This window comes from Actinotalea lenta (genome assembly GCF_030586465.1).
GTDB classification, from domain to species: domain Bacteria; phylum Actinomycetota; class Actinomycetes; order Actinomycetales; family Cellulomonadaceae; genus Actinotalea; species Actinotalea lenta.
Window position 1 is genome coordinate 1,623,286 of record NZ_JAUQYP010000001.1, and the last position, 18,616, is coordinate 1,641,901.

At 72.3% G+C, this 18,616-nt stretch carries 16 protein-coding genes; 7 read left to right on the forward strand and 9 right to left on the reverse strand.

Features of this window, described 5'->3' with window-relative positions:
• The first annotated feature begins 203 nt into the window (after positions 1-203).
• The gene (locus tag Q6348_RS07650) at positions 204-1,181 is read left to right on the forward strand and encodes an ABC transporter ATP-binding protein (protein WP_304600705.1); all 978 of its coding nucleotides are present in this window, start codon (positions 204-206) and stop codon (positions 1,179-1,181) included.
• Positions 1,178-1,972, forward strand: a complete 795-nt coding sequence (locus tag Q6348_RS07655; RefSeq protein ID WP_304600706.1) for an ABC transporter permease — start codon at positions 1,178-1,180, stop codon at positions 1,970-1,972. Before Q6348_RS07650 ends, Q6348_RS07655 begins: the two co-directional genes overlap by 4 nt.
• Positions 1,973-1,992: 20 nt before the next feature.
• Here the strand turns inward: Q6348_RS07655 and Q6348_RS07660 are convergent, their stop codons facing one another.
• On the reverse strand, positions 1,993-2,409 hold the full coding sequence (locus Q6348_RS07660) for a hypothetical protein (RefSeq protein WP_304600707.1): 417 nt from the start codon (positions 2,407-2,409) through the stop codon (positions 1,993-1,995).
• 104 nt (positions 2,410-2,513) lie between these two features.
• Here Q6348_RS07660 and Q6348_RS07665 point away from each other — a divergent pair, with 104 nt between their 5' ends.
• On the forward strand, positions 2,514-3,227 hold the full coding sequence (locus Q6348_RS07665; protein WP_304600708.1) for a histidine phosphatase family protein: 714 nt from the start codon (positions 2,514-2,516) through the stop codon (positions 3,225-3,227).
• A 2-nt stretch (positions 3,228-3,229) separates the two neighbouring features.
• On the opposite strand, the gene Q6348_RS07670 is transcribed toward Q6348_RS07665, so the two are convergent.
• Positions 3,230-3,868, reverse strand: coding sequence for a TetR/AcrR family transcriptional regulator (locus Q6348_RS07670; RefSeq protein ID WP_304600709.1), 639 nt, complete (start codon positions 3,866-3,868; stop codon positions 3,230-3,232).
• Between the two features lie 110 nt (positions 3,869-3,978).
• Here Q6348_RS07670 and Q6348_RS07675 point away from each other — a divergent pair, with 110 nt between their 5' ends.
• Positions 3,979-6,687, forward strand: coding sequence for an MMPL family transporter (locus Q6348_RS07675; RefSeq protein ID WP_304600711.1), 2,709 nt, complete (start codon positions 3,979-3,981; stop codon positions 6,685-6,687).
• Entirely contained in the window at positions 6,684-9,146 is a 2,463-nt protein-coding gene (locus Q6348_RS07680) for a YhgE/Pip domain-containing protein (RefSeq protein ID WP_304600712.1), read from the forward strand. The genes Q6348_RS07675 and Q6348_RS07680 overlap by 4 nt, the downstream gene beginning before the upstream one ends.
• Positions 9,147-9,231: 85 nt before the next feature.
• On the opposite strand, the gene Q6348_RS07685 is transcribed toward Q6348_RS07680, so the two are convergent.
• The 5 genes from Q6348_RS07685 to ftsE all read right to left on the reverse strand — a co-directional run bounded on the left by Q6348_RS07685 (position 9,232) and on the right by ftsE (position 14,648).
• Positions 9,232-11,091 carry a DUF2207 domain-containing protein gene (locus Q6348_RS07685; protein ID WP_304600713.1) on the reverse strand — a complete coding sequence of 620 codons (1,860 nt, stop codon included), beginning with the start codon at positions 11,089-11,091 and terminating at the stop codon, positions 9,232-9,234.
• Positions 11,092-11,138: 47 nt separating this feature from the next.
• On the reverse strand, positions 11,139-11,612 hold the full coding sequence (smpB, locus tag Q6348_RS07690; RefSeq protein WP_304600714.1) for an SsrA-binding protein SmpB: 474 nt from the start codon (positions 11,610-11,612) through the stop codon (positions 11,139-11,141).
• A 130-nt stretch (positions 11,613-11,742) separates the two neighbouring features.
• A complete protein-coding gene (locus tag Q6348_RS07695) occupies positions 11,743-13,032 on the reverse strand; it encodes a M23 family metallopeptidase (RefSeq protein WP_304600715.1) in 1,290 nt (429 codons plus the stop codon).
• Positions 13,033-13,034: 2 nt separating this feature from the next.
• Positions 13,035-13,949, reverse strand: coding sequence for a permease-like cell division protein FtsX (gene ftsX / locus Q6348_RS07700; protein WP_304600716.1), 915 nt, complete (start codon positions 13,947-13,949; stop codon positions 13,035-13,037).
• Positions 13,950-13,958: 9 nt separating this feature from the next.
• The gene (gene ftsE / locus Q6348_RS07705) at positions 13,959-14,648 is read right to left on the reverse strand and encodes a cell division ATP-binding protein FtsE (RefSeq protein WP_304600717.1); all 690 of its coding nucleotides are present in this window, start codon (positions 14,646-14,648) and stop codon (positions 13,959-13,961) included.
• 360 nt (positions 14,649-15,008) lie between these two features.
• On the opposite strand from ftsE, the gene Q6348_RS07710 reads away from it, so the two are divergent.
• On the forward strand, positions 15,009-16,211 hold the full coding sequence (locus tag Q6348_RS07710; protein ID WP_304600718.1) for a pyridoxal phosphate-dependent aminotransferase: 1,203 nt from the start codon (positions 15,009-15,011) through the stop codon (positions 16,209-16,211).
• Between the two features lie 30 nt (positions 16,212-16,241).
• Here Q6348_RS07710 and Q6348_RS07715 read toward each other — a convergent pair whose 3' ends face one another.
• Positions 16,242-16,760, reverse strand: coding sequence for a glycine cleavage system transcriptional repressor (locus tag Q6348_RS07715; protein WP_304600719.1), 519 nt, complete (start codon positions 16,758-16,760; stop codon positions 16,242-16,244).
• Between the two features lie 67 nt (positions 16,761-16,827).
• Between Q6348_RS07715 and Q6348_RS07720 the strand changes: the two genes are divergently transcribed.
• Positions 16,828-17,289: a P-loop nucleotide/nucleoside kinase family protein gene (locus tag Q6348_RS07720; RefSeq protein ID WP_304600720.1), complete on the forward strand. Its 462-nt coding sequence runs from the start codon at positions 16,828-16,830 to the stop codon at positions 17,287-17,289.
• Between the two features lie 62 nt (positions 17,290-17,351).
• On the opposite strand, the gene prfB is transcribed toward Q6348_RS07720, so the two are convergent.
• Positions 17,352-18,476, reverse strand: coding sequence for a peptide chain release factor 2 (gene prfB / locus Q6348_RS07725; protein ID WP_304600721.1), 1,125 nt, complete (start codon positions 18,474-18,476; stop codon positions 17,352-17,354).
• Positions 18,477-18,616: the final 140 nt, after the last annotated feature.

Consider the following 18,616-nt stretch of genomic DNA (forward strand, 5'->3'; position numbering starts at 1 on the left):
GGGCAGACTACCATGCGGATACCGAGGGGTACTAGTGGTTCACTGTCGAATCGGTCGTGGCACCGTCTCCCTCGGCGCCGCACCCCTAGCTGTGCAGGAGGACGCGCCTGGAAGAGATGCCGCTCAGACGCTTGCATACCAAGTCGCATCAGGTCTACTGTCCATGACATACCAACCGGTATCGCAGAGACAGGAGAGAACCCATGGCGGAAGCCATGCTGAGCATCCGCGGGCTCCGCAAGACCTACCGCGGCCGCAATGGTGCTCGGGCCAACGACGGGATCGACCTGGACGTCGCTCCGGGCACGGTCGTGGGGCTGCTCGGCCACAACGGCGCAGGGAAGACCACGCTGGTCAACCAGGTGGTCGGGATCGTCCGGCCGGACGAGGGCAGCATCATGGTGGACGGCGTGGACGCCGTCGCCCAGCCGCACCTCGCGCGCGCCCTGGTCAGCGTCCAGGCGCAGGCGAACGTGCCGATCACCGGCCTCACCCCGCGCCGCGCCGTGGAGCTGGTGGGCCGGATTCGTGGCGGCGACCGCGCCCAGGTGCGTGGCCGCACCGCCGAGCTGCTCGAGTCGCTGGACCTGATGCCCTGGGCCGACACCCCTTCACAGAAGGTCTCCGGCGGCGTCGCCCGGCTCACCGCGTTCGCGATGACCACCGTGGTCCCCGGCCGCCTCGTGGTGCTCGACGAGCCGACGAACGACGTCGACCCGGTGCGCCGTCGCCTGCTGTGGTCGCACATCCGGACGCTCGCCGACGACGGCGCCGCCGTGCTGCTGGTCACGCACAACGTGCGCGAGGCCGAGCGGGTGGTGGACCACCTCGCGGTGCTCGACCAGGGACGGGTGGTCGCCGCCGGCACGCCCGCCGACCTCGCCGCCGACGTGCAGGGTGCCCTGACCGTCGAGCTCGACCTGGCCAACGGCTGGCGGGACTTCCCGACGTCGCTCGGCGAGGTCGCCGTCGTGGGTCAGCGGGCCGTGGCCCAGGTCGACGCGACCCACGCCGCCGAGGTCGTCGCGTGGGCGCAGGCCCACGTGGAGGCCGGGCATCTCGAGCGCTACGCGCTCGTACCGGCATCACTGGAGGACGTGTACGTGCAGCTGGTCGGCCCCGAGCGCACCGCCGCAGCAGTCGGCGCCCCGGCCGGCGACGAGGGAGAGGACCACCGATGAGCGTCACGACCCAGGCCCCCGCCCCGGCGGCCCTGGCCACCATGAGCCGCCCCGCCGCGGGCGCGCTGCGGGCCACGCTGCTGCTGGCCCAGTGGCAGCTGCGACGCCAGGCTCAGTTCATCCCGCTGCTGGTGGTGGTCCAGGTCTTCATGGCCGTCGCCACCGTGATCGGCTACGGCCTGCTGGTCGGGAACCCTGACCCGGCCACGGCCCTGTTCCTGGCCACCGGCGCACCCACGATCACGCTCATCACCGTGGGCCTCGTGATGACGCCGCAGATGGTCGCCCAGGCCCGCACCGAAGGGTCGCTGGACTGGATGCGCACCCTGCCGGTGCCGCGGTGGGCGTTCCTGGCCGCGGACCTGACCGTGTGGACGCTCATCGCGCTGCCCGGGATGGTGCTGGGGATCGTGGCCGGGGTGCTGCGCTTCCACGTGGACCTCTCGCTCGCGCCGTGGCTCGTGCCCGGCGCGCTCGCCGTCTCGCTGGTCTCCGCGGCCGTGGGCTACGCGATGGCCTCCCTGCTGCCGCCGCAGGTCGCGATGCTCGTGACCCAGGCGCTGGTGTTCATCGTGCTGCTGTTCTCCCCGGTCAGCTATCCGTCCGAGCGCATGCCGCAGTGGCTGCAGGGCGTGCACGAGTGGCTGCCCATCGAGCCGATGGCCCAGCTGGTGCGGTCCGGGCTCGCGCACGACACGTTCGACATGCCGCTGCGGTCGGTGGTCGTGCTGGTCGCGTGGGGCACGGCCGCCGTCGCGGGAGCGGCAGCGGCGCTGCGGCACCGCGCCTGACACGTGCGGGAGGGGCCGGGTCAGGACTTCTTGTGCCGGCGCCGGAGCAGCAGCGTGCCCGCGATGCCCGCGAGCCAGACGTCCTTCGCCAGGGCGACGCCCTGGGGCGTCGGCCGCAGGTCAGTGCTCCCGCGGTGGGTCCCCGGCGTGCGCCAGTACAGGCCCAGCAACCCGCCGGAGAACCCGGCCAGCGCCGCTCCCGCCAGCCGGGACGGCACCAGCGGGGACAGCAGGAGCGAACCGACGGTGATCTCCGCCACGGACAGCGCCCGCACGAACGTGGGCGCGTCCAGCGACGCGAGGAAGGGGTAGGCGCCCACGGCCCGGCCGTGCAGGTGCTCGGCCGTCGCCTCGTCGGCCGACCACTTGGTCAGCCCGGAGTTGAGGATGAACGCCCCGGACGCGAGCCGGATCGGGGCGTCGGACAGTCGTGGCATCGGGTCCCCCAGGGGTGGTCGAGCAGTTGTCCCGACGCTACGTCCGGTGCACCAGGTCGACATCTCGACGGCGCGTGGGACGTCGCCGCGGCTAGTCTGGCGAGGTGCAGCCCGGCCCGTTCGACCACGCCCTCGCCCCGGACCCGGATGCGCTCACGCTGTACCTGGTGCGCCATGGCCGCACCGTGTTCAACGCCCAGCGCCGCATCCAGGGGTGGTCGGACTCCGACCTCACGGACGACGGGCTCGCGGGCGTGCGGGCGACGGCCCGGAACCTGGAGCCCCTCGAGCTGCACGCGGCGTACACCAGCCCGTCGGAGCGCACCCTGACCACGTCGGCGGAGATCCTCGCGTACCACCCCGGTCTCGAGCCGGAGGCCCGTGACGGGCTCCGGGAGTTCAACTTCGGGGTGTACGAGGAGCGGCCGGAGTCCGAGCTCGTCGACCACGTCGACTGGATGGTGCTGTTCCGCGAGGTCCTGGAGGGCACCTATCCCGGCTTCCCCGGCGGTGAGTCCGCCCAGGTCTACCTCGAACGCGTCCAGGCGGTCTTCGCCGACATCGAGACCCGGCACCGGCCGGGGGAGAACGTGCTGGTGGTCAGCCACGGGATGACGCTCATGGTGTACCTCGCGATGTCCGGGATCGTGTCCGGGCAGGCGCTGGCGAACGCCAGCGTCACCGTCGTGCACGTGCGGGACGGCCGCCGCACGGCCGCGGTCGTCGGGCACGACCCCTCGGGGACCGCACCGCGCGAGGGGCGGCTGCAGCAGGCCGAGGCGACGGCCATCGAGGCCGAGGTCGAGCAGGGCGACTGACCTCAGCCGGGGTCGGTGATCGCGGCGAGCAGCCGTGCCAGCTCCGTGTGCACGGGGGTCAGCGACTCGCCTTCCTCGCCGGAGAGCATCGCCCGCTCCAGGGTGTCCTGGTACAGCGCGGTCACCACCCGCACCATCGAGCGGGCGTCGATGCGCAGCCGGCGCCTCGCACGAGCCAGCGCCTGCTCGACGATGTGCACCAGCGAGTCCTCGAGGCCCGCGCGGTGCGCGGCGTACGCGCGCGCGAGCTCGGGGTCGCGCAGCGCGAGGAGCCGGAACTCGTTCTGCACCAGCAGCCACTGGCGGTGCTCGAACGGGCCCGCGATCAGGCCGGCGACGGCCGCGCCGATCTCGTCCTCGGTCACCGCGGAGCCGCCGGTCGGGAACAGCCGGCCCACGCGCTCGCTCAGCGAGGTCAGCCACTGGTCCTTGTCCCTGGCCATGAGGGCGAGCAGCAGCTCCTCCTTGCTGGAGAAGTTCGAGTAGAACGCCCCCCGGGTGAAACCGGCCCGCTCGGCGATCTGCTCGACGCTCGTGGCCGCCAGCCCCTGCTCGCCGAACACCTCGAACGCGGCGTCCATCAGGCGTTCGCGGGTGCGCGCACGCCTGGGCGTGTCCGGTCGCGCGTCCAGCTCCGTCACGATGGCGACCTCCCTCCGGCGCTTGCAGGCCTTCACACTAGCGGATACATTCGTGTATCGGATACGTCGGTGTATCCAATCCACCGTCGTCTCTTCGTCAGGGGAGTCTTGTGTCCTCGACGCTCTACCGCCTGGGTCGCTGGGCCTACCTCCGGCACGGACGGGTGGCCCTCGCCTGGTTGCTGCTGGTGCTGCTCGCGGCCGGTTCCGCCGGCCTGCTCGGCAAGGGGACCGACAACACCTTCTCCATCCCCGGGACCGAGTCGGGCAACGCGCTCGACCAGCTGAGCCGCACGTTCCCTCAGGTCAGTGGCACGTCGGCGATGTACGTCGTGGTCGCGCCGGACGGCATGCGCGTCACCGACCCGGCCATCAAGGCCCCGATCGAGAACGCCGTGAGTGCGCTGGGCGGCGTGCCCAACGTGGCGGCGGTCGCCGACCCGTTCGGTCGCGTGTCCGGTGCGGTCTCCGACGACACCTCCGCCGCGGTCATCACCGTGCAGATCCAGGGCCAGTCGCAGAACGTGGGCGACCAGACCCGCTCCGACCTGCGCGCGCAGCTCGACACCCTGAAGTCCGCGCTACCGGCCGGGTCCGACGTCGCGCTCGGCGGCGACCTGTTCAGCCGAAACGTGCCCAGTGTGTCCGTCACCGAAGGCGTCGGCCTGCTCGTCGCGGCGATCGTGCTGCTCATCACGTTCGGCTCGTTCGTCGCCGCCGGCCTGCCCATCCTCACGGCGCTGCTGGGCGTCGGGCTGTCCGTCGCGGTGGTGTTCACCTCGACCGCGTTCGCGACGATCTCCTCGACCACGCCGATGCTCGCGCTGATGCTCGGCCTCGCCGTCGGCATCGACTACGCACTGTTCATCATCTCCCGGCACCGCGACCAGCTCCGCGCGGGCATGGACCCGGCCGAGTCGACGGCCAGGGCCCTGGCGACCGCGGGGTCGGCCGTGGTGTTCGCCGGGCTCACCGTGATGATCGCGCTCATCGGCCTGTTCGTCGCCAACATCCCGTTCCTCACCGTCATGGGTGTCGCAGGCGCGGGCGCGGTGGGCGTCGCCGTGATCATCGCGCTGACCCTGACGCCCGCCCTTCTCGGCTTCCTGGGCGAACGGCTGCGGCCCAGAGCGCGACCCGGCGCCGACGGCGCGCCCCGTGCCCCGCACGGCCGGCGGTTCTTCGCCGGCTGGGTGCGCACCGCGACCCGCGTCCCGCTGGCCACGATCCTCGTGGTGGTCGCCGTGCTGGGCCTCATCACCCTGCCCGCCACCCGGCTCAACCTCGCGCTGCCCGACGCCGGCTCGCAACCCCAGGGCAGCGAGGCGCGCGTCACCTACGACCTGATCAGCAAGCACTTCGGCCCGGGCTGGAACGGCCGGCTCATCGTCACCACGACGATCATCGGTTCCACCGACCCCGTCGGCCTCATGAACGACCTGAAGTCCGAGATCGAGAAGCTGCCGGGCGTCGCCGCCGTCCCGCTGGCCACGCCCAACCAGACCGCGGACACCGGCATCGTGCAGGTGATCCCGGAAGGCGGTCCCGAGTCCACCCAGACCGCGGACCTCGTGCGCGAGATCCGTTCCCACCACGACGAGTGGCAGGACAAGTACGGCGTGGACATCGCCGTCACCGGCATCACCGCCATCGCGATCGACATCTCCAGTCGGCTCGGTCACGCCTTGCTGCCGTTCGGGCTGTTCGTGGTCGGACTGTCCTTCGTCCTCCTGGCGATGGTGTTCCGGTCGCTGTGGGTGCCGCTCAAGGCTGCCCTGGGCTATCTGCTGAGCGTGGGGACGTCCTTCGGGATCATCGTGCTGGTGTTCCAGGACGGCTGGGGCGCGAGCCTGATCGGGGTGGACAAGACCGGTCCGGTCATCAGCTTCATGCCGATCGTCCTCATGGGCGTGCTGTTCGGCCTCGCGATGGACTACGAGGTGTTCCTGGTCTCCCGCATGCGGGAGGAGTACGTGCACGGCGGCGACGCGCGCCGGGCCGTGCGCGAGGGCTTCGTGCACTCGGCCACGGTGGTCACGGCCGCCGCGGCGATCATGTTCTCCGTCTTCGCCGCGTTCGTCCCGGAGGGCGACGTCAACATCAAGCCGATCGCGCTCGGCCTCGCCATCGGCGTGTTCGTCGACGCGTTCGTGGTGCGCATGACGCTCGTGCCGGCCGTCCTGCAGCTGCTGGGCGACCGCGCGTGGCGGTTCCCGCACCGGCTCGACCGCATGCTGCCGCACTTCGACGTCGAGGGCGAAGGACTGGCCGCCGAGCTCTCGCTGGCGGACTGGCCCGAGCCCGGCAGCGCCGACGCGGTCGCCGCGGAGGGCCTGCGGCTGGACGGCCCGGACGGCCCGTTCTACGCGGACGTCAGCACGCGGGTGCCTCGCGGCGGCACGCTCGTCATCAGCGGTGGCCACCGCAGCGGGCGCACGCCGTTGCTGCTCACCATGGCGGGTCGGGTGCACGCCGACGCCGGCCGGCTCAAGGTGGACGGCCTGGTGGCGCCGGTGCGCGCGGCGTCCATCCGGGGCCGCGTCGCCGTCGCCCGGATGGCCCGCGCCACCGATCCCGTCGCCGAGCTCGGGGCGGCCCTGGACACCGGTGCGCCGATCGTCGCGATCGACGACCTGGACGCCGTGGCCGACCCGCAGTACCGGCGCGCCGTCGCACACGCCCTCGCCGAGGCGCACGGACGGGGGACCACGCTGCTGGTCACCTGCCTGGAGCCACGCGCCCTCGAGGGCCTGATCCCCGACCCCGAGCACGTCGTCGAGCTGCTCGTGGTCTCCCGGACGCTGGAGGTGTCCCGATGAGGCTGATGCGCGCCGAGCGCGTCCGGTTCCCGCGCCGCGCCACGTGGCTCACGGTCGTCGGACTGATCATGGTCCCCCTGGTGGTCGGTGGCCTGCTGACCTGGGCGCTGTGGGACCCCACCAAGCGGCTGGACCAGATCACCGCGGCGGTCGTGAACCTCGACGAGCCCGTGACCGTGAACGGGCAGACCGTGCCGCTGGGGCGCCAGCTCGCCGCCGCGCTGGTCACCGGTCAGGCGTCGGCCGACGCCGCGACCTCCGGCTCGTCCGTGGAGGTCAAGGCCCGGCCCGACGTGTCGACGGGGACCGCCGGTGCGTCGGCGACCCCGAGTGCGTCGGGGACAGCGGACCCGTCGACGAGCGCGTCGAGCAACGACGCGGAGCAGTCCTCGGACGGTGCGCCGAACGTCGCCGGGTCGAACAACCCAGCGTCGTTCACCTGGGTGCTGTCCGACCAGTCCGACGCCGCCGCCGGGCTGGCCGACGGCCGGTACGGCGCGGTCGTGACCATCCCGAAGGACTTCTCGGCCGCGGCCACGTCGCCGGCCAACGGGCCGAGCAGCGCGACCACCGCGACGCTGCAGATCCGGACCAGCCCCGAGGCGCGACCGCTGGACGGCACGATCGCTCAGGTCATCGCCCAGGCCGCCGCCGGAGCCCTGGGCACGCAGCTCACCCAGAGCTACCTGGACAACGTCCTGGTCTCGTTCGGCACCCTGCACTCGAACCTTGGCGACGCCGCCAACGGTGCGACCAAGCTCGCCGACGGTGCCGGCCAGCTCTCCACCGGTGCGTCCGGGGTGGCCGACGGGTCGGGCAAGCTCGCCGACGGGGTCGGACAGCTCGCCGACGGTGCCGGCAGCCTCTCCACCGGGCTGGCGTCCTTGTCCAGCGGCGCGACCAGTCTCGCGACGGGCGTGCGGCAGGTGGGCGGCGGAGCCGACTCGCTGGCCGGGGGCGTCCAGCAGCTGTCGTCGGGTGCGTCCGGTCTCGCCTCCGGGCTCGACCAGATCGCCGCGCAGACGGCGCAGTCCGCGGACCAGGCCGCGGCCGCCGTTCCCGGTGCGCAGCAGTTCGCCGCGGGCGTGCAGCAGGTGGCCGACGCGGTCAACGGGACCGGTGGGATCAGCGACTCGCTCGGCGCCTCGGCGACCGGGGCGACGCAGCTGTCCAGCGGGATCACGGACCTGCTCACCTCCCTGGACGGCCTCGCCCAGAGCTGTGCCGGCGGAAGCTCCGCCGACTGCGCCGCGCTGATCGGCACGATCCAGGCCCAGCGGGACCAGGACACCTTCCTGGGCAACCCGACGGTCACCGCGTCAGCCGACCAGCTCGCGACCGGGCTCGCGCAGCTGGACGGCGCCTTCACCACGGGCAACCCGCCGACGCAGCCCCCGCTCGGCCCCACCCTGACGCAGCTGGCCGGCGGGGCGCAGGACCTGGCCTCCGGGGCGCAGGCCTCCGCCGACGGCCTGCGCACGCTGGCCGGGGCGCTGTCGCAGTCCGCCGCAGGCGCGCACCAGCTTGCCGACGGTGCCTCGCAGTCCGCGGCGGGCGCCCAGCAGCTGGCGTCCGGGGCCGACTCGGCGGCGACCGGTGCGGCGAAGCTGGCCACCGGGGCGTCGCAGTCCGCGGCGGGCGCGTCGAAGCTGGCGGCCGGGGCGTACCAGTCGGCAGATGGGGCGCGCTCGTTGGCCGACGGGGCCTCGCAGGTCGCGTCGGGCGCGGACGGCGTCGCGAGCGGTGCGAAGAGCCTCGCCGACGGTCTGGACCAGGCCGTCGCGAAGATCCCGGCCTACTCCGACAGCGAGGCGACGTCGCTGGCCCAGGTGGTCGCCGACCCGGTCAAGGTCGACGGTGGCAGCAGCAGTCTGCTCGGCTCGAGCACGGTGCCGTTCCTGCTGGCCGTCGCTCTGTGGCTGGGGGGGCTGGCGACGTTCCTGGTCCTCGCGCCGCTGAGCCGCGACGCGCTCGGCTCCACGCGCGCCTCGGTGCGGTTGGCGCTGGACGCGTTCGTCCCGGCGGCTGTGATCGGCGTGGTGCAGGGCGGGCTGCTGACGGCCGTGGTCGCGTTCGCGCTGGACCTGACGCCGGGGGAGTGGGCGTCGTTCACCACGCTGGCCATGCTCACCGGTGTGGCGTTCGCGGCCCTGAACCAGGCGCTGGCCGCGCTCATGGGCGGGGTGGGGCGCTTCATCTCCATGGTGGTCGCCGTGATCGCGCTGGCGACGGCGGTGATCTCCACGGCGCCGTCCCTGCTCACGGCCGTCGCCTCGGCTCTCCCGACCAGCAGTGCGCTGGCCGGCCTGCGGGGCGTGGTCGAGAGCAGCGCCGGGATCGGGGGCACGGTGGTGTCCCTGCTGCTGTGGACCGTGGCTGGCCTGGCCGTGACGACCCTCGCCGTCGCCCGCAAGCGCGTCGTCGAGGTCACCCAGCTGACCCGCTGGTCCCGCGCCTGACCCCTGGTGGTGATCAAGGACCTCATGCTCACGTCTGCGTCGTGAGCACGAGTTCCTTGATCACGCCCCGGTGCGGGTGGGGGGCTCACCAGCTGCCGCCGCCTCCGCCGCCTACGCCGCCGCCGGAGAAGCCGCCCCCGGACGAGAAGCCCGAGCCTCCGGACGAGCCCGGGGTGGGGGCGGAGATCGCCGTGTCCATGGTGGTCGTGAAGCCCGTGAGGTCGCGCTCGAAGGCGCTCGCGCCGGCCCAGAAGCCGTAGTAGCCCCAGGCGCCCACGTACCAGGTCGGCACCGGTACGTCGACGCCGCGGGCCGCCAGCTCGGCGAAGATCCGTGTCCAACGCTCGGTCAGCCCGAACGCGACCGCGAAGGGCAGGTACCGGCTGAACAGGTCCTCGCCCTCCTCGAAGCGCAGCTGGTCGGCCTCGGCGGTGGCCAGGTACCGCCGGAAGCCCTCGGTCTGCGCGAGCACGGCGGTGCCTTGCGCCGTGCGGGCCGGCGCTGCGCCGGACACGACCGCCACGACGACCCCGACCAGCACGAGCGGCAGGCCGACGAGACCCCAGTGGGTCCGCGCCGCGAGCAGGGCCGTGATCCCGACGGCGACCACCGTCAGCGCGATCCCCGCACTCACCCACCGGGCGCGCACGTGGCGCGGGTTGCCGGAGAACCACCCGCGTGTCGTCACGTCCTCGTAGAGCAGGCTCTGCACCCGCGCCAGCGACGACGCGAACGTCGTGCGGAGCTCCGACAGCAGCACATCGGCCCGCCCGGCGAACAGCGCGGCCAGCAGCCGGTGCTCGTAGTCCACCAGGTCGCCGTCGGGCTTGTCGGTGCGGACCAGCCGCCAGTCCCTGTCCCGATCACGTGCGTCGGGCGGGCCGACCTGCTCGATGCGCAGGTACCCGCGTACGGCGAGATCGATGATCGTGGCGGTCACGTCCCGCACGTCGGCGTGCTCGTCGATGAGGGTGCCGAGCTGTCCGGGGTGGACCTGCGGCGGCGGGGTGAACTGCACGCTGATGGGCGCCTTGCGGCGTGCCCCGATCGCCGCTTCCTGGCCCGGCGCAGGGGCCAGCCCCGGCGTGAGTCCCAAGTAGGCGCGGTCGCGACCCCGGCGTCGGACCCGCGCGATGACCAGCGCCAGGCCGCCGATCCCGACAACACCCGCCGCCGTCCCGGTCACGGGGGTCAACGTGAAGGCGCGCGCGGGCGACCAGCGCTCCTGCAGGATCGGGGCGGTGTCGAAGGTCCCAGCGGGCCACGCCGCGACGATCGTCAGGGGCTCGCCGCGGGCGAGGGAGGCCTGCTCGTACGTGGCGGTCCTGCCGTCGACGGTCGCGGCGTCGCACGCGTCCTTCGACCCCTGGGGAGCCGCGTAGCAGGCGGCGTCGGCCACGTCGGCCGGGCCCGAGACGCTCACCGCCACGTCCTGCAGCGGGACGTCCCAGCTGGCGCCGATCACGTTGAGGAAGAGCTCGTCGTGGGGCAGGACGCCCGTGGGGAACGCGTAGCCCGCCGGGTTCACCCAGCCCTGCACGTCGTAGCTGAGCCGGTACGTGTGCGAGCCCGTGATCGTCTGGTCGGGATCGCCGATCCGGATCTGCTTCCAGCCGCCGTCCTCCTGCACGTCGACCGCGGCGGGCGCGTCGGAGCTGCTCGCCGTGATGTGCGCGAACCGGAAGACGCGGTCCTGGGTGTCGTCGTACTTCTGCTTGACGACGTAGGTGAGGTACGGCCCGTGGTTGGGTGACGAACCGAAGTCCATCGTCAGGTCGATCACGACGTGGGCTGTGCCGTCGGCGTCCAGCGTGATGGCTTCCTGGAGCGAGGTGATGACGTCCTGCGCATCGGCCGCGGCAGGGGCCGCGCCGGCCAGGAGCACTCCGGCGCCGGCGAGGAGCGCGCCGCCCCCCAGCGCCGCCGCGGTCAGCGTGCGGCGCACCACTGAGTGTGGGCCCCCGGTCCGAGCGGCCCGACGCGTCGCGCCGCTCATCCTTGGCGGCGCAGGCTCATCGCGGCCTGGGCCTCCCGGGTCTCCTGGCGCTCGCGCAAGGCCTGGCGCTTGTCGTACTCCTTCTTGCCTCGGGCCAGGGCGATCTCCACCTTGGCGCGACCGTCGACGAAGTACAGGCTCAATGGCACGACGGTCCGGCCCTTGGCCTGCGACTCGCGCGCGATCTCCTCGATCTGGCGGCGGTGCAGCAGGAGCTTGCGCTTGCGGCGTGGGGCGTGGTTGGTCCAGGTGCCCTCGGTGTACTCCGGGATGTGCACCCCCTCGAGCCACGCCTCGCCGGAGGAGTCGACGCTGGCGAAGCCGTCGACCAGGGATGCCCGGCCTGCGCGGAGCGCCTTGACCTCGGTCCCGGTGAGCACGAGGCCGGCCTCGAAGGTCTCGTCGATGTGGTAGTCGTGCCGCGCCTTCTTGTTGCTCGCGACGAGGCGACGCCCGGAGTCCTTGGCCATGCGTCCAGGCTAGGGGATCGCCTCGTGGGGGCCGACGGGATTACCGGGCCACGGAGCGGGCACGACGAGCACGAGTTCCTTGATCACGGGCGCTGGGTGGGCACGGGCTCCTTGATCACGGGGGAGGGGGCTACTTGGCGATCATGGGCCAGGGGTCGACCGTGTTGCCGTTGAGGTACACCTCGAAGTGCAGGTGGCAGGCGTCCGACGTACCCGTGCTGCCCGAGTGGGCGATGAGCTGGCCCTGCTTGACGTGCTGGCCGGGGCTCACCGCGAACGACGTGAGGTGGTTGTAGCTCTCCATCAGCGACTTGCCCTTCCAGTAGCCGCTGTTGACCATCACCTGGTTGCCGAACCCGTAGCGGTACTTGGTCCACACGACGGTTCCGTCCGCCGCCGCGTAGATCGGGGTGTTGCACCAGGTGCGCAGGTCGACGCCGGCGTGCAGCCGCCAGATGTGCAGGATCGGGTGGAACCGCATGCCGTAGTTGGACGTCTTGTAGATCGGGTTGACCGACGTCGGGTTGATGAACGGTTGGTTCGCGGTGGAACCGATCGGCCGCTTGCCTGCCGCGCGCCGGGCGGCCTCCTGCTTGGCGATGATCGCCTTGAGGTCCGCGGCCAGCTTGTCCTGCTGCGCCTTGAGGTCGTTCTGCTTGGCGAGCTGGTCCGCCTTCTGCGCCTCGATCTGCTGCGTCTTGGCCTTGGCCTGAGTCTCGAGGTCCGCGAGCTCGATCGTGCGGGCGGCGGCACGCTCCTTGGCCGCCTTGGCGTCCAGGACGTTCTGGTCCGCCTCGGCCTTGAGCTCGGTGATCTTCTGCCGCACGGCCGTCAGGCGCGCCTCCCGGTTGCGGTTCACCGCGACGATCTGCTCGACGTCGCGCAGCGCCTGGGTCTGGGTGCGCAGGGCGACCTGGGCGAGCTCGGACTCCTGGACGAAGTCCGCAGTGCTGGAGGCGTCCAGGATGGCGCTCATGGTCGAGGTGGCCAGGTCGCCCCGGTAGGCGTCGCGGGCCATCTGACCGATCGCGGCGTGCAGGTCGGCCGCCTTGGTGGTGTCCGCGGCGATCTGGTCGCCGATCTGCTTCTCCTGGTCGGTCGCCGCCTGGAGGCGCTGGGCGATCAGCGCGGCCTGCCGCTGCAGCTCGGCGAGCTTGTTCTGGGCGTCCTTGAGCTGGGCCTGCGCGACCGGGATCTGGGCCTGGATGCCCTTGAGGTCCGCATAGGCCTGGACCAACGCGGCGCTGGTGTCCTCGAGCTCGGAGGCGAGGTCGGCCAGCGCCTGCTTGACCGCCTTCTCCTTGGCCTCGACCTGAGCGCGCTGGTCGCTGTACTGGTCGGCCATGCTCGGCACCGAGGCCACCATGACGAGCGCGAGCCCGAGGACCGCGCTGATGCCTGCTCGAAGTGGACGTCGCATGCTCACACCTTCGTGTATCGGCCCAGCGAGACCAGGGATGAAATCGCCGCGAGGAGGATCGCGGCAGCCAGCAGGAAAGGCGCCACCGTCCAGACGTCACCGGCGCCGATGTAGGGGATCCACCGCACGGAGGTCGCCAGCCAGTCCTGCACCAGGTAGCGCACGCCGAACCACAGGCCGCCGACGGCGAGGCCGGCTCCGATGGTCGCGGCGATCGCGCCCTCGAGCATGAAGGGCAGCTGGATGAACAGGTTCGACGCGCCGACCAGCCGCATGATCCCGGTCTCCCGGCGGCGGCTCATCGCCGAGAGCCTGATCGTCGTGGTGATCAGCAGCGTCGCGGCCAGCAGCATCACCACGGCGAGTCCGCCCGAGATCAGCGTCGCGCGGTTGAGCACCAGGATGAGCGGCTCGAACACCTTGCGCTGGTCCTGGACGACGTCGACCCCGGTGTGCCCGGTGAAGGTGTCCGAGATCACCTGGTACTGGGACGGGTCGACCAGGGCCACCCGGTAGGAGGCCTGCATCTGGTCCGCGGTGACGCTCTGCGCCCACCACTCGTTCGCGTAGCGCTTCTCGAACGACTCGTACGCCTGCTGCTTGGTCTCGAAGTAGACCTTCTTGACGTACGGGGCCAGCGCGTCCGAGTGCAGCTTCTGCCCGATCTCGTCGATCTGGGCCTGGCTCGCCTCGCCACCTGCGCAGGTGGGCTTCTCGGAGTCCTGCGGGCACAGGTAGATCGTGACCTCGACCTTGTCGTACCACTGGTCCTTGACCTGACTGATCTGGGCCTGCAGGAGGGCTGCGGCGCCGACGAACGTCAGCGACACGAAGGTCACCAGGATCACCGAGACCGCCATGGAGAGGTTCCGCCGCAGGCCGACGAACATCTCCGACAGGATGAACTGCAGTCGCACGACGCCCCCTCAGCGATCCGAGCCGTAGACGCCGCGGGACTGGTCGCGCACCACCTGGCCGGTGTCGAGCTCCACCACGCGCTTGCGCATCTGGTCGACGATCTCGTCGTCGTGGGTGGCCATCACGACGGTGGTGCCGGTCCGGTTGATCCGGTCCAGCAGGCGCATGATGCCCACCGACGTGGTGGGGTCGAGGTTCCCGGTGGGCTCGTCGGCGAGCAGGATGCTGGGCCGGTTGACGAAGGCCCGCGCGATGGCCACGCGCTGCTGCTCGCCGCCGGACAGCTCGTGCGGGCGCCGCTTCTCCTTGCCGCCCAGGCCCACGAGCTCGAGGGTGTCGGGCACCGTCGTCATGATGTGGTGCCGCGGTTTGCCGATCACCTGCAGCGCGAACGCCACGTTCTCGAACACCGTCTTGTTGGGCAGCAGGCGGAAGTCCTGGAACACGGTGCCGATCTGGCGGCGCAGGTAGGGCACCTTCCAGGTGGACAGCTTGGACAGGTCCTTGCCGGCGACGAACACCTTGCCGCCCGTGGGGCGTTCCTCGCGCAGCATCAGCCGGAGCAGCGTCGACTTGCCGGACCCGGAGGCGCCGACGAGGAACACGAACTCTCCGCGCTCGATCTCCAGGTCGACGTCGTCCAGCGCCGGGCGCGCGCCGCGGGCGTACACCTTGGTGACGTTGTTGAGTCGAATCACGTGGCTGGCCAGTCGTCGGGGGCAGGGGAGGTACCCGCAGGGCACGCTCCGGTCGAGAGTAAGCACGACGTGGGGGCGGCCCCGCACCGCCACGCCGCGATGACCTGTGCTGATGTGGTGGGGATCGGACCTTTCGGACCGCTGGACGCGACGCGCGCGGGGTGGTTCCGGTCCACCAGCGGCGAGCTCGGGGCGGCCGCCCACGCGGCGAAGGCCCGCTCAGCCGCCCCGGGCCGTCCACCTGGCGGACAGCCGTGCGGACGCTCGTGCACTGGGCGCCGCTCGCCGCGTGGGGCGCCTCCGCTGCGCCGTGGGGCGTAGGGCGGTCCAGGCCGGCGCTGCGCGGGGCAGGATGGAGGCGTGAAGGTCGCAGCGCGTGCCCAGGTCCCACCGTTCGCCGTCATGGAGGTGATCGCCGCCGCCAACGAGCGCCGGCGTGCCGGGCACGAGGTGCTCAACCTCTGCGCCGGTGAGCCCTCCGGCGGCACGCCGGAACCGGTCCGGCGCGCGGCGGCCGCCGCCGTCGCGAGTGCCACCCTGGGGTACACCGAGGCGCTCGGCATGCCCGCACTGCGTGCGGAGATCGCCGAGCACTACCGCCGCTGGTACGGCATCGAGGTGGACCCGCGTCGCATCGCGGTGACCACGGGCGCCTCGGGCGGCTTCGTGCTCACGTTCCTCACCGCGTTCGACGCGGGTGACAGGGTGGCGGTGGTGCGACCGGGCTACCCGGCCTACCGGAACCTGCTCGGCGCGCTCGGCTGCGAGGTGGTGGACGTCCCGTGCGGCCCGGAGGTCCGGTTCCAGCCGACGGTTGAGGTGCTCGAGGCCGTGGTCGCCGAGGGCGGGCCGATCGACGGGCTGGTGCTTGCCGGGCCGGCGAACCCGACGGGGACGCTCGTGGAACCTGCGGCGCTCGACGCACTCGCCGCTTGGTGCAGCGCTCACGGCGTGCGGCTGATCTCCGACGAGATCTACCACGGGATCACCTACGCGACGGCTGCCGGATCGACGCTGCCCGGGCACGGTGCCGGGGCTCCCACGGCCGCGCCGCACCTGGACGCCGGCGCCGTGGTGGTGGGCTCGTTCTCGAAGTACTGGGCGATGACGGGTTGGCGACTGGGCTGGCTGCTGCTGCCGCCGGACCTGGTGGCGGCCGTCGATGCGCTGGCCGGGAACCTGGCGCTGTGCCCGCCGACGCTCTCGCAGCTCGCCGCCGTCGCGGCCTTCAGCCCGGAGTCCTACGCGGCGGCCGACGCCGCCGTGGCCGAGTACGCGCGCTCGCGGGCGGTGGTGCTCGACCGGGTGGGCGACCTGGGCTGGCGGGATCCGGCGCCTGCCGACGGCGCGTTCTACGTCTATGCCGACGTGTCGAGCTCGGGCCTGGACTCGGTGACCTACTGCGCACGGCTGCTGGACGAGGCCGGCGTGGCGCTCACGCCGGGCACCGACTTCGACCCGGTCGGCGGCGGGGCGTACGTGCGGCTGAGCTTCGCGACCACGCCGGACGTGGTGTCTGCCGCGGTGGACCGGATAGCCGCCTGGCGGGCCCGGCTCGGCTGAGGGCAGCCCGGCGCGGGGCGGGCGCCGCGGTCAGTCGTCGGCGCTCGTCAGCGTGAGGTCCACCAGGACCTCCGAGGCGATCCGCTCCAGGGCGGCGCGCAGGCCGGTCAGGTCGAACCCGTCGGGCACGGCGACCAGGGCGCGGGCCTCGAACAGCTGGCCGCCGACCATGGGCGCCTCGCGCGTGCTGGTCTCGAGCTCGGTGACGCTCAGGCCCTGCTCGGCGAGCGCGCCGGAGACCGCCTGGAGGATGCCTGGGTGGTCGTTGCCGAGGACCTCGACCACCACGTCGTGGTGGCTGGCCGAGGCGTGCGGACCGGCGGTGTGCACCTCGACCTCGAGCAGGCCCTCGAGAGGGCGCAGCGCCGCCTCGAGCTCGCGGGCCCGGGCTTGCGGCACCGACACCTCGACGATCCCGGCGAACTTTCCCGCCATCTCGGCCAGGTGGCTGCGTTCCCAGTTGCCGTCGTGGGCCTTCACCACGTCGGCAAGGGCCTTGACGAGCCCGGCACGGTCGTCGCCGATGACGGTCAGCAGCAGCGTGGTCACGGCCGCGATGCTACTCACCCCGTGCGCTGCGCCCGTCGGACGCGGGCGGCCGGGCTACTGTGCGGACGTGAGCCGGGTGATCTTCATGTGCGGCCCCGCCGGCTCGGGCAAGACGACGATCGCGCGTGGGCTCGAGGCGCAGGGCATGGCTCGCCTGTCCTTCGACGACCGGGCCTGGCAGCGAGGGCACCGCGCCATGCCGCTGTCCGACGACGTCCATCGCAAGATCGAGGCCGAGCTGCGCGAGCAGCTGGTGGGCCTGGTCGGCTCGGGGATCGACGTCGTCCTCGACTTCTCGTTCTGGTCGCGGCAGATGCGCGAGGACTGGCGCCGGCTGCTCAGGCCGCTCGGTGTCGAGCCGGAGACGATCTACCTGGCCACACCCCGTGAGGTCGTGCTCGCCCGCGTCCGCGCCCGGGCAGCCGTCCACGCCGACGACTTCCCGCTCACGGAGGCCGTCGCCGCCGCGTACTTCGACCGGTTCGAGCCACCGACGGCTGCCGAAGGCCCGCTCCGGATCATCGAGTAGCTCAGGGCGGTGCGGCAGGTCCGCCGCGGCCGATCGGCGCCGAGCTCGCGCGTGCCCCGAGGTCAGCTCTGGGCGGCGCCCGCGCGCCAGCGGATGCCGGCCTCGATGAAGCCGTCGATGTCGCCGTCGAACACCGCAGCCGGGTTGCCGACCTCGTGCTCGGTGCGCAGGTCCTTGACCATCTGGTACGGCTGGAGCACGTACGAACGCATCTGGTCGCCCCACGACGCCTTGATGTCGCCCGCGAGCTCCTTCTTGGTCGCGCGCTCCTCCTCCTGACGCAGCAGCAGCAGGCGGGACTGGAGCACGCGCAGCGCCGCCGCGCGGTTCTGGATCTGGGACTTCTCGTTCTGCATCGACACGACGATGCCGGTGGGCAGGTGGGTCAGGCGCACGGCGGAGTCCGTGGTGTTGACCGACTGGCCGCCGGGGCCGGACGAACGGAACACGTCGACCTTGATCTCGTTCTCGGGGATGTCGATGTGGTCGGTCTGCTCGATGAGCGGGACCACCTCGACCGCGGCGAACGACGTCTGCCGTCGGCCCTGGTTGTCGAACGGGCTGATCCGGACCAGGCGGTGGGTGCCGGCCTCGACCGACAGCGTGCCGTACGCGTAGGGCACCTTGACCTCGAAGGTCGCGGACTTCAGTCCGGCCTCCTCGGCGTAGGAGGTGTCCAGCACCGCCGTGGGGTAGCCGTGCCGCTCCGCCCAGCGCAGGTACATCCGCAGCAGCATCTCGGCGAAGTCGGCCGCGTCCACGCCGCCCGCGCCGGACCGGATGGTCACCACGGCCTCCCGGGAGTCGTACTCGCCGGACAGCAGGGTGCGGACCTCGTAGCCCGACAGGTCCCTGGTGAGGGCGACGAGCTCCTGCTCGGCGTCCTCGAGGGTCGCCGCGCGCTCGGGGTCGTCCTCCGCCGCGTCCATGCCCATCTCGACGAGCGTCTCGAGGTCGTCCAGGCGCTGGGTGAAGCCCTCGAGCCGCTCGAGGTCGTTCTGGGCGTGCGAGAGTGCGGAGGTCACGGCCTGGGCGCGCTCGGTGTCGTCCCACAGGTCCGGTGCGGCGGCCTGCTCGGACAGCTCGGCGATCTTGGTGCGCAGGCCGTCGGGGTCGATGACGGCCGTGATCGTGGTGAGCGTCGCCCGCAGGGCCGCGATCTCGGTGGGGAAGTCGGTGGCAGCCACGATCGACGAGGGTACCCGGCGCCGGTCCGGCGTGCGTCGCGGCTGGGACCCGGGCGGTCGGGGGGGCGCACGGCGTCGGGCTCGTCCCGCTCGGGCGACCGACGACTGCACCGGTCATTGGGCGGGCGCGCGTCGGTGCA

Excerpts from the sequence above, each read along its gene's own strand:
- Q6348_RS07680 (WP_304600712.1), top strand. The coding sequence starts at position 6,684 with ATGAGGCTGATGCGCGCCGAGCGCGTCCGGTTCCCGCGCCGCGCCACG.
- smpB (WP_304600714.1), bottom strand. The coding sequence starts at position 11,612 with ATGGCCAAGGACTCCGGGCGTCGCCTCGTCGCGAGCAACAAGAAGGCG.
- Q6348_RS07650 (WP_304600705.1), top strand. The coding sequence starts at position 204 with ATGGCGGAAGCCATGCTGAGCATCCGCGGGCTCCGCAAGACCTACCGC.
- Q6348_RS07655 (WP_304600706.1), top strand. The coding sequence starts at position 1,178 with ATGAGCGTCACGACCCAGGCCCCCGCCCCGGCGGCCCTGGCCACCATG.
- Q6348_RS07695 (WP_304600715.1), bottom strand. The coding sequence starts at position 13,032 with ATGCGACGTCCACTTCGAGCAGGCATCAGCGCGGTCCTCGGGCTCGCG.
- Q6348_RS07660 (WP_304600707.1), bottom strand. The coding sequence starts at position 2,409 with ATGCCACGACTGTCCGACGCCCCGATCCGGCTCGCGTCCGGGGCGTTC.